General features: G+C 73.6%; 12 protein-coding genes. 4 read left to right on the plus strand and 8 right to left on the minus strand.

The features are described 5' to 3' along the window. Positions 1-159 precede the first annotated feature (159 nt). Positions 160-1,182: a GNAT family N-acetyltransferase gene (locus R4Z63_RS20175; protein WP_384454900.1), complete on the plus strand. Its 1,023-nt coding sequence runs from the start codon at positions 160-162 to the stop codon at positions 1,180-1,182. 30 nt (positions 1,183-1,212) lie between these two features. Here R4Z63_RS20175 and R4Z63_RS20180 read toward each other — a convergent pair whose 3' ends face one another. Continuing rightward, positions 1,213-2,115, minus strand: a complete 903-nt coding sequence (locus R4Z63_RS20180; protein ID WP_052030289.1) for a helix-turn-helix transcriptional regulator — start codon at positions 2,113-2,115, stop codon at positions 1,213-1,215. Between the two features lie 158 nt (positions 2,116-2,273). Between R4Z63_RS20180 and R4Z63_RS20185 the strand changes: the two genes are divergently transcribed. Then, the gene (locus R4Z63_RS20185; protein ID WP_384454897.1) at positions 2,274-3,362 is read left to right on the plus strand and encodes an NAD(P)-dependent alcohol dehydrogenase; all 1,089 of its coding nucleotides are present in this window, start codon (positions 2,274-2,276) and stop codon (positions 3,360-3,362) included. Between the two features lie 88 nt (positions 3,363-3,450). Here R4Z63_RS20185 and msrA read toward each other — a convergent pair whose 3' ends face one another. The 4 genes from msrA to R4Z63_RS20205 form a co-directional block, all read right to left on the minus strand. Beyond that, a complete protein-coding gene (gene msrA, locus R4Z63_RS20190; protein WP_384454894.1) occupies positions 3,451-4,119 on the minus strand; it encodes a peptide-methionine (S)-S-oxide reductase MsrA in 669 nt (222 codons plus the stop codon). A gap of 69 nt (positions 4,120-4,188) precedes the next feature. Then, positions 4,189-5,331 carry a hypothetical protein gene (locus tag R4Z63_RS20195; RefSeq protein WP_052030292.1) on the minus strand — a complete coding sequence of 381 codons (1,143 nt, stop codon included), beginning with the start codon at positions 5,329-5,331 and terminating at the stop codon, positions 4,189-4,191. After that, on the minus strand, positions 5,328-6,926 hold the full coding sequence (locus R4Z63_RS20200) for a M48 family metallopeptidase (protein WP_384454891.1): 1,599 nt from the start codon (positions 6,924-6,926) through the stop codon (positions 5,328-5,330). The genes R4Z63_RS20195 and R4Z63_RS20200 overlap by 4 nt, the downstream gene beginning before the upstream one ends. A gap of 220 nt (positions 6,927-7,146) precedes the next feature. Then, positions 7,147-8,253: a hypothetical protein gene (locus R4Z63_RS20205; protein ID WP_037919249.1), complete on the minus strand. Its 1,107-nt coding sequence runs from the start codon at positions 8,251-8,253 to the stop codon at positions 7,147-7,149. A 76-nt stretch (positions 8,254-8,329) separates the two neighbouring features. Between R4Z63_RS20205 and R4Z63_RS20210 the strand changes: the two genes are divergently transcribed. Further along, on the plus strand, positions 8,330-9,487 hold the full coding sequence (locus R4Z63_RS20210; RefSeq protein WP_037919254.1) for a cystathionine gamma-synthase: 1,158 nt from the start codon (positions 8,330-8,332) through the stop codon (positions 9,485-9,487). A 152-nt stretch (positions 9,488-9,639) separates the two neighbouring features. Here R4Z63_RS20210 and R4Z63_RS20215 read toward each other — a convergent pair whose 3' ends face one another. From R4Z63_RS20215 to R4Z63_RS20225, 3 genes are read right to left on the minus strand one after another with little or no spacing between them, the layout of a single operon-like run. Next, the gene (locus tag R4Z63_RS20215) at positions 9,640-9,894 is read right to left on the minus strand and encodes a hypothetical protein (RefSeq protein ID WP_037919255.1); all 255 of its coding nucleotides are present in this window, start codon (positions 9,892-9,894) and stop codon (positions 9,640-9,642) included. Beyond that, the gene (locus tag R4Z63_RS20220) at positions 9,891-10,313 is read right to left on the minus strand and encodes a sigma factor-like helix-turn-helix DNA-binding protein (RefSeq protein ID WP_370466476.1); all 423 of its coding nucleotides are present in this window, start codon (positions 10,311-10,313) and stop codon (positions 9,891-9,893) included. The genes R4Z63_RS20215 and R4Z63_RS20220 overlap by 4 nt, the downstream gene beginning before the upstream one ends. Positions 10,314-10,369: 56 nt before the next feature. Further along, positions 10,370-10,891, minus strand: coding sequence for a MarR family winged helix-turn-helix transcriptional regulator (locus R4Z63_RS20225; protein WP_052030326.1), 522 nt, complete (start codon positions 10,889-10,891; stop codon positions 10,370-10,372). Positions 10,892-11,142: 251 nt separating this feature from the next. Here R4Z63_RS20225 and ilvA point away from each other — a divergent pair, with 251 nt between their 5' ends. Further along, positions 11,143-12,375 carry a threonine ammonia-lyase gene (gene ilvA / locus R4Z63_RS20230; protein WP_037919256.1) on the plus strand — a complete coding sequence of 411 codons (1,233 nt, stop codon included), beginning with the start codon at positions 11,143-11,145 and terminating at the stop codon, positions 12,373-12,375. Positions 12,376-12,401: the final 26 nt, after the last annotated feature.

Consider the following 12,401-nt stretch of genomic DNA (forward strand, 5'->3'; position numbering starts at 1 on the left):
CACGAGCAGGGCGGCTCGCGCCACCGGGACGGCGGGGAACCCCCACGGGTTCCCCGCCGTCCGCCGTTTCCGGGGCACGGACGGCGGTGGCGCCGTCGCCGCACCCGGTGACCGAAAACCCGCGGGCGGCGCGTCCGGGCGCGCTCTAGGGTCGGGCCCATGATGATCCATTCTCTCGCCCTGCCCCCGTCCGACACCGAGGTGGACACCTGGCTGACGGTCCTGGCCTCCGCCGCGGCCGTCGACCTGCCGCAACTGCCCCCGCCCTCCCGCGTGGAGATCGCCGGGCGGCTGTGCGTGAGGCCGGCCCGCGGCCGGCCGGTGCTGTGGACGGCCGGCGACGGCGAGGGCGTGGCGGCCCTGCTGCTGTTCACCGAGGAGGGCAACGAGCGCACCGCGTTCCTGGACGCGCTGACGGTGCGCCCGGCGGCGCGGCGCCGCGGCATCGGCACCGCCCTGTGGGAGCAAGTCCGCGAGGAACTGCTCGCGGACGGTCGTACCTCGGTCGCGGCCATGCTGGACCTCGGCGGGCCCGGCCAGGCCTTCGCGGAGGCGATGGGCTTCGAGAACGTCCTGCCGATGGCCTGGTACGTACAGGACATCCCGAACGGCACGGCGACGGACGGCAGGGCGGCGGACGGCACGGCAGCCGCTCCGGCGGCCACCCCGGCGGACGGGCCCGTCCACGACCCTGCCGTCCCCGGATACGAGCTCCTGACCTGGTACGGCCTCGTCCCCGACGCCTGGGCGCCGGCCGCGGCGGCGGCCCACGCGGCCATGGAGGACGCCCCGACCGGCGATATGGACGAGCGGATCCAGACCTGGACGGCCCAGCGGCTGCACACCCTCCAGCAACTGGTCCTGGACCGGGGCGGAGAGATGATCACAGTCGCGGCGGTGACCCCCGGGGGCGAGGTGGCGGCGTACACCGAGATCGTCCTGCCGGATCCCGCGGGTACCAGCGCCCTCCAGTACGACACGGTGGTCGTACCCGCCCACCGCGGGCACGGCCTCGGGCGCGCCGTGAAACGGCACATGGCAGCGCGGGCCGCGGCCCGCCACCCGCAACTGCGCCGCATCGCCACCACGGTGGCGGACGAGAACGTCCCCATGCGGGCGGTGAACGAGGCCCTCGGCTACCGGCGCGAACGCGGCGCCGGCGTCTTCCAGATCACTCTCTAGACGGCCCGGGCGACAGGCCGCCACCGCAGGTCAGCCGGTCGGCTGCGCGGTCTGCTCCGCCGTCCGCGCAGCCGACCGCTCCGCGGCCCGCTGCGCGTCCCACGACGCCAGCAGGCGCAGTGCGTCCTCGGAGGCCGAGCCCGGCTCCGCATGGAAGGTCACCAGGGCCTGCGTCGGATCGTCGGGAAGCGTCAGCGTCTCGAAGGACAGGCGCATCTCCCCCACCAGCGGGTGACGCAGCAGCTTCACGCCGTGCGTCTTGTCCGCCACCGTGTGCGCCGCCCAGAGCCGTCGGAACTCCTCGTTCTTCACGGACAGCTCGCCGACCAGCGCCGACAACTGCTCGTCGTCCGGGTGCTGGCCCGCGTACAGCCGCAGGTTGCTGACGACCCAGCAGGCCTGGCACTCCCACTCCCCGTACAGCTCCGCGGTCGCCGGGTCCAGGAACATCAGCCGGACCAGGTTCCGCTCCGCGGCCGGAAGTGCCCCGAAGTCCCCGAAGACCGCGGCCGCCAGCCGGTTCCAGCCGATGACGTCCTGGCGGTGCCCCACGAGATAGGCCGGTACGCCGTCCATCGCGTCCATCAGCGTGCGCAGCGCCGGACGCACCTGCTGCGGCCTTCGGCTCTGGCGGCGCCTGCGGGCCCTGGGCCGCGCCAGGTCCATCAGGTGCGCCCGCTCCGTCCCGTCCAGGCGCAGGGCCCGCGCGATGGCCTCCAGCACCTCCGTCGAGACGTTGACCCCGTCGCGCTGCTCCAGCCGCGTGTAGTACGCGACCGACACCCCCGCCAGCTGCGCCAGCTCCTCACGCCGCAGCCCCGGCACGCGCCGCCGGCGCCCGTAGTCCGTCAGGCCCACGTCCTCCGGGCGCAGCCGGGCGCGGCGGGAGCGGAGGAACTCGCCCAGGCAGGCTCGCTGATCAAGCTGGTCCATGCCGCCCAGTATCTCCGGGCGGCCCACCGCCCGGACGGTCCCAGCCTGACCCCAGCAGTAGTAGGTTCGCCAGTCGTACGAAGCGCAGGGGCCTGGGTACCGGCGGCACGGACCGGCAGCGTGGTGCGCACCGCGACACCACCGCCTCAAGGAGCCCCATGTCCGCCACCGCCGCCACCACCGCCGCCGGCACCGCGCACACCCCGGTCACCCGGGTCGCCGCGTACGCCGCCCCCGCCCCCGGCGACCCGCTGGAGCGCACCACCGTGCCGCGCCGTCCCGTCGGGCCGCACGACGTCCTCATCGACATCATGTACGCGGGCATCTGCCACTCCGACATCCACCAGGTGCGTGACGGATGGGGCGAGGGCATCTACCCCATGGTCCCCGGACACGAGATCGCCGGAGTCGTCGCCCAGGTCGGCGCGGAAGTGACCCGGTTCGCCGTCGGCGACCGGGTGGGCGTCGGCTGCATGGTCGACTCCTGCCGCGTGTGCGAGCACTGCCGCAGTGGCCGGGAGCAGTACTGCACACAGGGCATGACCGGCACCTACAACGCCCTCGGCCGGGACGGCGAGCCCACCTACGGCGGCTACTCGACCCACCTCGTCGTCGACGAGAACTACACCGTCCGCATCCCCGACGGCCTCGCCCTGGACGAGGCGGCCCCGCTGCTGTGCGCGGGCATCACGCTCTACTCGCCGCTGCGGCACTGGCAGGCGGGCCCGGGCAAGAAGGTCGCGGTCGTCGGTCTCGGCGGCCTCGGCCACATGGGGGTGAAGATGGCGCACGCGCTGGGCGCGGAGGTCACCGTGCTGTCGCAGACCCTCCGCAAGGAGGCCGACGGCCGGCGGCTGGGCGCCACCCACTTCCACGCCACCAGCGACGAATCCACCTTCGAGAAGCTCGCCGGGACCTTCGACCTGATCCTGTCCACCGTCTCCGCCCCGCTGGCCCTGGACGCCTACCTGGGCCTGCTGAAGGTGGACGGCGCCCTGGTCAACGTGGGCGCCCCGGAGGAGCCGGTCTCCCTCAACCTCTTCTCCCTCATCGGCGGCCGTAGGACCCTCGCCGGATCGATGATCGGCGGAATCGCCGAGACCCAGGAGATGCTGGACTTCTGCGCCGAGCACCGGCTGGGCGCGGAGATCGAGCTGATCGACGCCGCCCGCATCAACGAGGCCTACGCCCGCGTCCTGGCGAGCGACGTCCGCTACCGCTTCGTGATCGACGCCTCCACGATCTGACGGGGCGCCGGCCCCGGCTGCGCGCCCCGGCCGTCGCCGCCGGCGAAGAGCCCGTCGAGGACGGTGCCGGGGCGGGGCAGGGGGCCGCTCACTCCCCGGGCGCCGGGGCCACGCCGATCGGGCAGGACACGCCCGTGCCGCCGATGCCGCAGTATCCGCCCGGGTTCTTGTCGAGGTACTGCTGGTGGTGTGCCTCGGCCGGCCAGAAGGGGCGCTCCGCCGCCGGGAGGACGGCCGTGGTGATGTTGCCGTAGCCCGAGGAGCCCAGGACCTGCTGGTAGGCCTCGCGGGAGGCCTCCGCCGTGGCCTGCTGGGCGGGGGAGTGGGTGTAGACCGCCGAGCGGTACTGGGTGCCGACGTCGTTGCCCTGGCGGAAGCCCTGGGTCGGGTCGTGGGACTCCCAGAAGTGCTTCAGCAGGGCCGCGTAGGAGACCTCCGCGGGATCGAAGACGACCCGGACGACCTCCGTGTGGCCGGTCAGGCCCGAGCACACCTCCTCGTACGTCGGATTCTCGGTGAAGCCGCCCTGGTAGCCGGCCACTGTGGTCCACACCCCGGGGGTCTGCCAGAACGTGCGCTCGGCCCCCCAGAAGCAGCCCAGCCCGAAGTCGGCGACCTCCAGGTGGGCCGGATACGGTCCGGCCAGTGGGTTGCCCAGCACGGTGTGCTTCTCGGGAAGGGCGAACAGCGGCTCCGGGCGGCCCGTCAGGGCCTCCTCGCGGGTGGGGAGCTCGGGCGTGCGGCGGTACGAGAACATGGATTCCCTCCTTGTGCGAGGGACAACGCACGGAGGGCGGGCCGGGATTCCCCGACCCGCCCCCATGGCTCACAGGCCCGGCGTCACCACGCCCACCGCCCAGTCGCGGGCGTACAGGTACCGGCTCTTCGGCGACCCGGCATAGCTCCACGGCAGGGCGCCGATGTAGCCGTCGATGTGCCGGAACTGCTCCACGGCCTGCTCGTCGCGGTCCTGCCAGAACAGCAGGTAGGCCAACAGGTGCCGCATGTGCGCCGCCCCGGGGTGGTCGTCGCCGGCCGCCGCCAGGTCCAGGAGGGCCGCGTCCACGGCGGCGACGATCTCCGGCTCCTTGAAGTACGTCTCGGCCGCCAGGTCGTCCTCGTACGTCTCCTGCTCGAAGTACGCGATCAGCGGCAGCAGCGACAGCAGGTCGCCGGGTTCACCGACGGCTGCGGACGCCCGCGCGTGGGCGAGCGCCAGCTCGTGCGAGCCGCGCCACTTCCGGCACCAGTACTGCAGGCCGGCGATGTGCGACCACAACACCTTCGGGTCGCGTTCGACGACCTTCGCCCACAGCTCCCGGTAGCGCTCGTGGGAGTAGCCCAGCCCCTGGCCGATGGGCTGTTCCACGATGTACGGGGTGGGGTCCGCCGGGTCCGCCAGGCGCTGGGCCTCGTGGGCGGCCTCCTGGGCCTTGACCAGGAGCTCGCGGAAGAGCCGGAACTGCTCCTGTGTGGTTCGGCTGCCGGACTGGCTGCCGCGCACGTTCCACGCCACCATGATCGCGGCGTCGGCGTTGACGAGGGCAGCCGTCGGGTCGGACGGACGGGCCGCGCGCCATGCCAGCAGCCAAGCATCGTCGTCCGCGGCGGCCGCCTCGGCCAGCGGGCGGACCCGTTCCATCCGCTCGTGCCAGTCCGTGCCCGCCGCCTCCACGTAGGCCGCCGCCGCTTCCCAGTCGCCCGCCGCAACGGCCTGCAGGACGGCAGTCCGCTCGGGCGGCACCGGCGCCGGGTTCTCGGTGTCGAGGTCCTCCTCCGCCACGAAGCCGAGCGCGACGACCGCCGCGGCCTTGTCCGCCTTCAGGCCCGCCTCGACTGCCTCCGTACCGGCGTCCAGCGTGGCGATCTCCGCCTCCAGCCGCTTCGCCTTGCGGATGTAGTAGACGCCGCGCAGGAACTTGAAGGCGCCGAACAGCAGCACGGCGCCGAGGATGTACAGGCCGATCACGGGGCAAGCACCAGCTTTCGCAGGGGTTCGGTGTCGGGCTGGTCGGCGACGACCGCGTCGAGGGCCAGCCGGAGCTGCTCCTCGAAGCCCTCGGTCGGGTAGCGCAGGGTGGCCGAGTCGGACCAGGACAGCTGCCAGCGGGCGGCGCCGCGGCCCGTCAGCTCTACGGTGACCAGCTGGTTCAGGGCCCGCCGCACGACCGGGCGGGCGAACTCGCGGGCCGTGCGGCCCGTGGCGGCCGCGGCCTCCTCCGACTTCGGGAAGCGGTCGGCGACCCGCCAGCGGACCGCCGGGTCGGCGTCGACCGCGTCGAGCAGAGCGGACAGCCCGGGACCGGCGCCCTCGGCGGCGAAGGCCTCGCGGATCTCCTCCGCGCCCTCGCCGACGTACCGCGTCATCGACTCGTGGACCAGGTCCTCCCAGTCCACCCGCTTGAGCGCGAGGGCCTCCGGGGTGAGGACGACCTGCTCCAGCGCGGCCAGCGAGGCGCCGGCGTCGGACAGCAGCTCCAGGGCGGGACGGGCGCCCTGCCCGCCGCGGCCGTCGTCGGGCAGGGCCTCGATACGGGCGACGCGCTCGGCGAGCGGGGGGTGCGAGTCGTACGGGGAGGCGGGCTCGGTCGACAGGTCCCGGCGCCGGTCGTCCAAGTCCTCCGTACGGGCGTCGAGCAGCTTGCGCAGGCCGCCGAAGACCTCGCCGGGGCGGGGCAGCAGGCCGGCGCCGACGCCGAGGGTGGCGTACGAGCTCATGTAGAAGCCGTGCGCCGAGTCCAGGACGTTGATCTCGCGCAGCGCGGAGGCGGCGGAGTCGCGGCCGGCGACGCGCACCGAGGCGAGGTCGGCGGCGAGCTCCTGGCGTCGGCCGGCAGCGCGGGTGGCGCGCAGGTAGAAGGAGCCGTACGCCGTGTAGATCTTGGCCATGGCGCGGTACGTCGCGCCCTCTCCGGAGGTGTCGACGCCCTTGGCGCCCTTGCCCTTGGCGATCCGCTTCTCGTCCCGCTTCTCCTGGCGGGCCCGCTCCTTGGCGACCTTGTTGTCGGCGCGCTCGTGGAAGTGGCCGATCGTACGGATCAGCTGGGCGCGGCCCCGGGCGATCAGCGGGGTGAGGCGGGTGTCGAAGTTGGCGTAGTGGCCCATCTCGTGGGCGAGCACGGCGCGCAGCTGCATCTCGTCCAGGCCCGTCATCAGGGGCAGGCCGAGGTAGAGGCGACGGGTACCGGGCCGCAGGCCCAGCAGGCGGGCGTCCTCGGCGACGGCCGCGTTCACCTCGTCGATCAGCACGATCTCGTCGGGGGCGCGGGTGCCGACCTGCTGTGCGATCTCGCGCACGGTCCGCCACAGGACGGGCTCCTGCGCCTCGGTGACGGTGATGCCGGCCGGCGGGTCGTCCTTGGGGGTGCGGAGCATGAACAGGCCGCGGACGATCGGGACGGCGAGGACGACCGACACGATCACGATCTTGAAGGCGGCCGGGCCGTGCAGCCAGGTGACGACGGCGAAGTCGAGGCCTGCGAGCGCGGCGAGCAGGAAGACGCCGAGCAGGTAGAAGCCTGCGAGCAGGACGAGCGCGCGAGCGGCGCGCAAAGAAGCGCCCATATGGACAGATCCCCCCACGGGATGAAAGCGGTGCCGAGACGCGCGGCGGGGGGTGGCCGCCGCCCCGCACGATGCGGCTCAGAGAATGGTGACGGCAACTTTATGCACCGCTCATCGCCGCTGGTCGTGGGGGGTACCCGCCGGTAGTGGGCGGTGGGTGGCGTTGCTGCTTGCGCGGGACCGGCCCCCGGCGCGGCCGGCGCGCCGGGGGTGTCCACCGCTACTGGGGGAGCGTGGCGGGGGAGCCGCCGTTAGCCTCGTAGCCGGCCACCGCCAGGGCCCGGTACAGGGCGTACTGCGCCGCCGGATCCTCCGCCGCCGACCACGGCAGCGCGCCGACGTATCCGTCCACGTGGCGGACCTGCTCCATCGCCTCCGCCCACCGCTCCATGTTGACCAGGAACAGCAGCAGCAGGTGTCGTACGTGCGCCAGCATCGGGTCGTCCTGCCGGGCCGTGTGCACGGCGTACAGCGCACCCTCCACCGCCCGCGTGACGGCCTCGCTGCGGTAGAAACCGCTGCTCAGGATCACCTCCGGTAGGTTCTCGTACAGCGCGAACAGCGGCAGCGCCGCCAGCAGGGAGCCCTGCGGCGCGCGCGCGGCGGCCGCGTGCGAGAAGGCATCGGCCTTCTCCCGCGAGCCGTGCCACTTCGCGCACCAGTAGTGCAGCGCCGCCAGGTGCGCGCCCATGTGCTCCGGCGCCCGGTCGATGACCTTCGCCCACAGCTCGTCGAACTCCGCCTCCGGGTACGCCAGGCCGCGGGCGATCGCCAGCTCCGTGATGTACGGGACCGGGTCGCCCGGAGCCAGCAGCGCGGACTTGCGGCAGGCCTCCCGGGCCTCCTCCAGGATGATCCGGTGGTCGTCGGAGCCGACCCCGCCCGAGTGCCGCCACGCCTGCTGCACCAGCAGTTCCGCGTGCACCTGCGCGCCGCCCGCGTCCTTGTCCGCCTCCAGCCGCCACGCCTTCAGCCACTGGGCGCCCGCACCCGGCTGCGCCGCCAGCTCCAGCGCCGCCGCGCCGCCGAAGGCCTGCACGCGCTGCCAGCGCCGCTCGCCCTCCCGCGGTGTCCCGGCCAGCAGCTGCGAGGCCGCCTGCCACTGCCCGGTGCGCCGCACGTTGTCGAGGGCGTCCATCAGGTCCTGGTCCGGCCCGGGGATGCGGATGTCGAGGTCTTCCTGCCGCTCGAATCCGTAGTTCGCCGGGTCGGCCGCGTCGGGGCTGCCGGGCGCGACCAGGCGGATGCCGCCGCGCCGGCGCCGGACGTACGGGCCCACGACGAACAGGATCATGAGCACCGCGAACAGGAACCACAGAATCTCCATGCCTCCAGCGAACCAGACCGGAGGGCCGACAGGCGAACAGGGGGGTGCACGCCGACCCTGGGCATAGCATCTGAGCATGAGCGACGACAGCCACGAGCACCAGAGCTTCGAGACCCGCGCGATCCACGCGGGCAACACCGCCGACCCGCAGACCGGCGCGGTCGTGCCCCCGATCTACCAGGTCTCCACCTACAAGCAGGACGGCGTCGGCGGCCTGCGGGGCGGTTACGAGTACAGCCGCAGCGCCAACCCGACGCGCACCGCGCTGGAGGAGAACCTCGCGGCGCTGGAGGGCGGCCGCCGCGGCCTCGCCTTCGCGTCCGGACTGGCCGCCGAGGACTGCCTGCTGCGCACGCTGCTCTCGCCGGGCGACCACGTGGTCATCCCGAACGACGCCTACGGCGGCACCTTCCGCCTCTTTGCGAAGGTCGTCTCCCGCTGGGGCGTGGAGTGGTCGGTGGCCGACACCTCCGACGCCGACTCCGTCCGCGCGGCCCTCACCCCGAAGACGAAGGTCATCTGGGTCGAGACCCCCTCCAACCCGCTGCTCGGCATCACCGACATCGCCGTCGTCGCCGACATCGCGCGGACCGCGGGTGCCAAGCTGGTCGTGGACAACACCTTCGCCTCGCCGTACCTGCAGCAGCCGCTGGCACTGGGCGCGGACGTGGTCGTGCACTCGCTGACCAAGTACATGGGCGGGCACTCCGACGTGGTCGGCGGCGCGCTCGTCACCGCCGACGAGGCGCTGGGCGAGGAACTGGCCTACCACCAGAACGCGATGGGCGCGGTGGCCGGGCCGTTCGACTCGTGGGTGGTGCTGCGCGGCATCAAGACCCTGGCCGTGCGCATGGACCGGCACGCGGAGAACGCTGCCAAGATCGTCGAGGTGCTCACGCGCCACCCGAAGGTCACCAAGGTGCTCTACCCGGGCCTGCCCGAGCACCCGGGGCACGAAATCGCCGCCAAGCAGATGCGCAACTTCGGCGGCATGGTGTCCTTCCAGGTCGCCGGCGGCGAGGAGGAGGCCGTCGCGGTCTGCGGCCGCACCAAGGTCTTCACGCTGGCCGAGTCCCTGGGCGGCGTCGAGTCCCTCATCGAGCACCCGGGCCGCATGACGCACGCGTCGGTGGCCGGTTCGGCGCTGGAGGTTCCGGCGGACCTGATCCGTGTCTCGGTGGGCATCGAGAACGCCGACGACCTGATCGCGGACCTGACCCAGGCCCTGGGCTGACCCCCGCGGGCCCCGCCGGACCCGGCCCGAACCCGGCGGGGTCCGGCACCCGGCCCGAACCCGGCGGGGTCCGGCACCGGGCCCTGCTGTGCCGGGCCCGGGCCGGCACACGGGCCGGCGCACGGGACTGCCCCCGGCTGGCCGCCCGCGGGCTACCAGCCTTCCAGGGGTGGCGAGATGCCGGTCGGCGGGCCCGCCCAGGGCCGGGCCAGGGAGGCCCAGACCACGAAGGCCACCGCGGCCGCGAACAGCACCGCCCAGCCGAACCTGCGCAGCGCCCGGCGCCGGCGCAGGAGCCGGTCCCCGCGGGCCGCCGCACCGGCGGCCAGGCCCGTCGGCACCACCGGGTACGGGCCTTCCAACAGCTGCTTGACCTGGGCTTCCTTGCGGTCCGGGATCCCGCTCACGCCGCCTCCCGCGCCCGCAGCAGGGACACGGCCCGGTTGCAGAGCACGCGGACCCGCTCCACCGGCATCCCGAGTTGCGCCGCCGTGACCTCCTCCGCGAGCCCCTCGTAGAGCCGCAGCACGAGCACGAGCCGCTCGTTCGGGCTCAGCCGCGCCAGCACCCCCGCCCCGCCGTGGTGGCGCCAGCCGGTCCGGGCGAAGGCCGCGCACAGCTCGTGCCGGGTGAAGTCGTACGGGTCGTCCGCGCGCAACCGCCGCCAGTGCGCGTACGTGCGCGCCAACGCGCCCCCCAGCAGTCCGCGGGCCGCATCCGGGTCTCCGGTCAGCAGCACCGCGACGTGCAGGAGTCGCCCCGCCGCACCCGCGACGAAGGCCTCGAACTCTCCGTAGGAGCCCGCCGGTTGATCAACCACCCGCATATGCACATAGTGCGGCCGGTGGCACCGGTCAGGTCAAGAGGACGGACGGACTCCGCTCAGGAGGCGGGACCGGCTTCGGCCACGGCCGCCATCAGCTCCGACAGCGACAGGTTGAAGCGCGTCAGCAGCCCGGTGAAGGACTCGCGCTCGTCCTCGCTCCAGCCGTCCGTCACCCGGGCCATGAGTTCGCGCCGCGAGGAACGTACCTCCTCCAGCCGCGCCAGCCCCCGCGGGGACAGCGCGAGGACCACGGCCCGCCCGTCCTCGGGGTGGGAGGTCCGCTTGACCAGACCGCTGTCGACCAGCGGCGCGACCTGCCGGGTCACCGTGGAGGAGTCGATGCCCATCCCTCCGGCGAGCGCCTTCACGCCCATCGGGCCCTCCAGGTCGAGCCGGTTGAGCAGCAGGTAGGCGGCGCGGTCCATCGAGTTGCGGGCCTGGCCCACCCCTCCCAGACGGGTCTGCTCGGCGCGCCGGGCGAAGACCGCCACCTGGTGCTGGAGCGCGTCGAGGAGACCGGCTCCGGCGGGCGCTTCGGTCTGCACGGGCAGATCGGAATTGGCCGGGGAGGAAGGCATGGCCATGGGCTCTCTTCGCGTGGGTCCGACAGGGATGGGGGACAGAGTACGCGGCCCTGCGGCGGCTCGTACGCCGCGTACGAGAACTGGTGCGGCCCACGGGGACACCCGTCCCGCGGGTGTTCCGGTTGGCGAGATCTCGACCCTGATCCCAGACCTGCCCCGGACCCCCGCGGCGCGCGCCCCGGCCCCTCCCGCAGCCCCGCCGGACGCTCCGCGCCCGGCCGCGTCCGGGCTGCGAGACTGGCGGCATGAACTACCGCGTGCCCCAGCCCGTTCCCCAGGTCATCCTCGACGACGTCCGGGGGGCTCAGAAGATGCTGTCCGGCGTCTCCCGGGTCACGCCGATGGAAGGCAGCCGGCACCTGTCCGCACTCACCGGCTCGCCCGTCCACTTCAAGTGCGAGAACCTCCAGCGCACCGGATCCTTCAAGCTCCGCGGAGCCTACGTGCGCATCGCGGGTCTGCGTCCCGAGCAGCGGGCCGCCGGCGTCGTGGCCGCCAGCGCCGGCAACCACGCCCAGGGCGTGGCACTGGCCTCCTCGCTCCTCGGCGTCCGCTCCACCGTCTTCATGCCGGTCGGGGCGCCGCTGCCGAAGGTCGCCGCGACCCAGGAGTACGGGGCCGACGTACGGATGCACGGCCAGGTCGTCGACGAGACCCTTGCCGCGGCCCAGGACTACGCCGACCGCACGGGCGCCGTGTTCATCCACCCCTTCGACCACCGCGACATCATCGCCGGCCAGGGCACGGTCGGACTGGAGATCCTGGAACAGTGCCCGGAGGTGCGCACCATCCTCGTCGGCATCGGAGGCGGCGGGCTGGCCGCCGGAGTGGCCGTCGCCGTGAAGGCACTGCGGCCCGACGTGCGGGTCGTCGGGGTGCAGGCGGCCGGCGCGGCCGCCTACCCGCCCTCCCTCAAGGCCGGCCACCCGGTCTCGATCGACCACCCGAACACGATGGCCGACGGCATCAAGGTGGGCCGCCCCGGCGACGTCCCGTTCAGGATCATCGGCGAGCTCCTCGACGACGTGCGCACGGTGTCCGAGGACGCCCTCTCCAGTGCCCTGCTGCTGTGCCTGGAACGGGCGAAACTCGTCGTCGAGCCGGCCGGGTGCAGCACGGTCGCGGCCCTGCTCAGCGAGCCCGAGCGGTACGGGGCGGGCCCGGTGGTGGCCGTACTGTCCGGAGGCAACGTCGATCCGCTGCTGCTCCAGCGGATCCTGCGGCACGGCATGGCGGCCGCGGGCCGGTACCTGTCCCTGCGGTTGCGCGTGGCGGACCGGCCGGGTGCGCTGGCCGGTCTCCTGGGCGTGCTGTCCGTGGTCGACGCGAACGTGCTGGACGTGAGCCACGTACGGACCGACCCGCGGCTGGGGCTCACGGAGGTGGAGGTGGAACTTCACCTGGAGACCAAGGGACCGGAGCACTGCGCTGAGGTCGCGCGGACGCTGCACGGCGCGGGGTACAAGGTGATGGGCTGACCGACCGGGGGCGAACGGCGGCCGCG

The organism is Streptomyces sp. PL-29, from assembly GCF_058344425.1.

Excerpts from the sequence above, each read along its gene's own strand:
- ilvA (WP_037919256.1), top strand. The coding sequence starts at position 11,143 with ATGAACTACCGCGTGCCCCAGCCCGTTCCCCAGGTCATCCTCGACGAC.
- R4Z63_RS20220 (WP_370466476.1), bottom strand. The coding sequence starts at position 10,313 with ATGCGGGTGGTTGATCAACCGGCGGGCTCCTACGGAGAGTTCGAGGCC.
- R4Z63_RS20185 (WP_384454897.1), top strand. The coding sequence starts at position 2,274 with ATGTCCGCCACCGCCGCCACCACCGCCGCCGGCACCGCGCACACCCCG.
- R4Z63_RS20180 (WP_052030289.1), bottom strand. The coding sequence starts at position 2,115 with ATGGACCAGCTTGATCAGCGAGCCTGCCTGGGCGAGTTCCTCCGCTCC.
- R4Z63_RS20175 (WP_384454900.1), top strand. The coding sequence starts at position 160 with ATGATGATCCATTCTCTCGCCCTGCCCCCGTCCGACACCGAGGTGGAC.
- R4Z63_RS20225 (WP_052030326.1), bottom strand. The coding sequence starts at position 10,891 with ATGCCTTCCTCCCCGGCCAATTCCGATCTGCCCGTGCAGACCGAAGCG.
- R4Z63_RS20200 (WP_384454891.1), bottom strand. The coding sequence starts at position 6,926 with ATGGGCGCTTCTTTGCGCGCCGCTCGCGCGCTCGTCCTGCTCGCAGGC.
- R4Z63_RS20205 (WP_037919249.1), bottom strand. The coding sequence starts at position 8,253 with ATGGAGATTCTGTGGTTCCTGTTCGCGGTGCTCATGATCCTGTTCGTC.
- R4Z63_RS20210 (WP_037919254.1), top strand. The coding sequence starts at position 8,330 with ATGAGCGACGACAGCCACGAGCACCAGAGCTTCGAGACCCGCGCGATC.
- msrA (WP_384454894.1), bottom strand. The coding sequence starts at position 4,119 with ATGTTCTCGTACCGCCGCACGCCCGAGCTCCCCACCCGCGAGGAGGCC.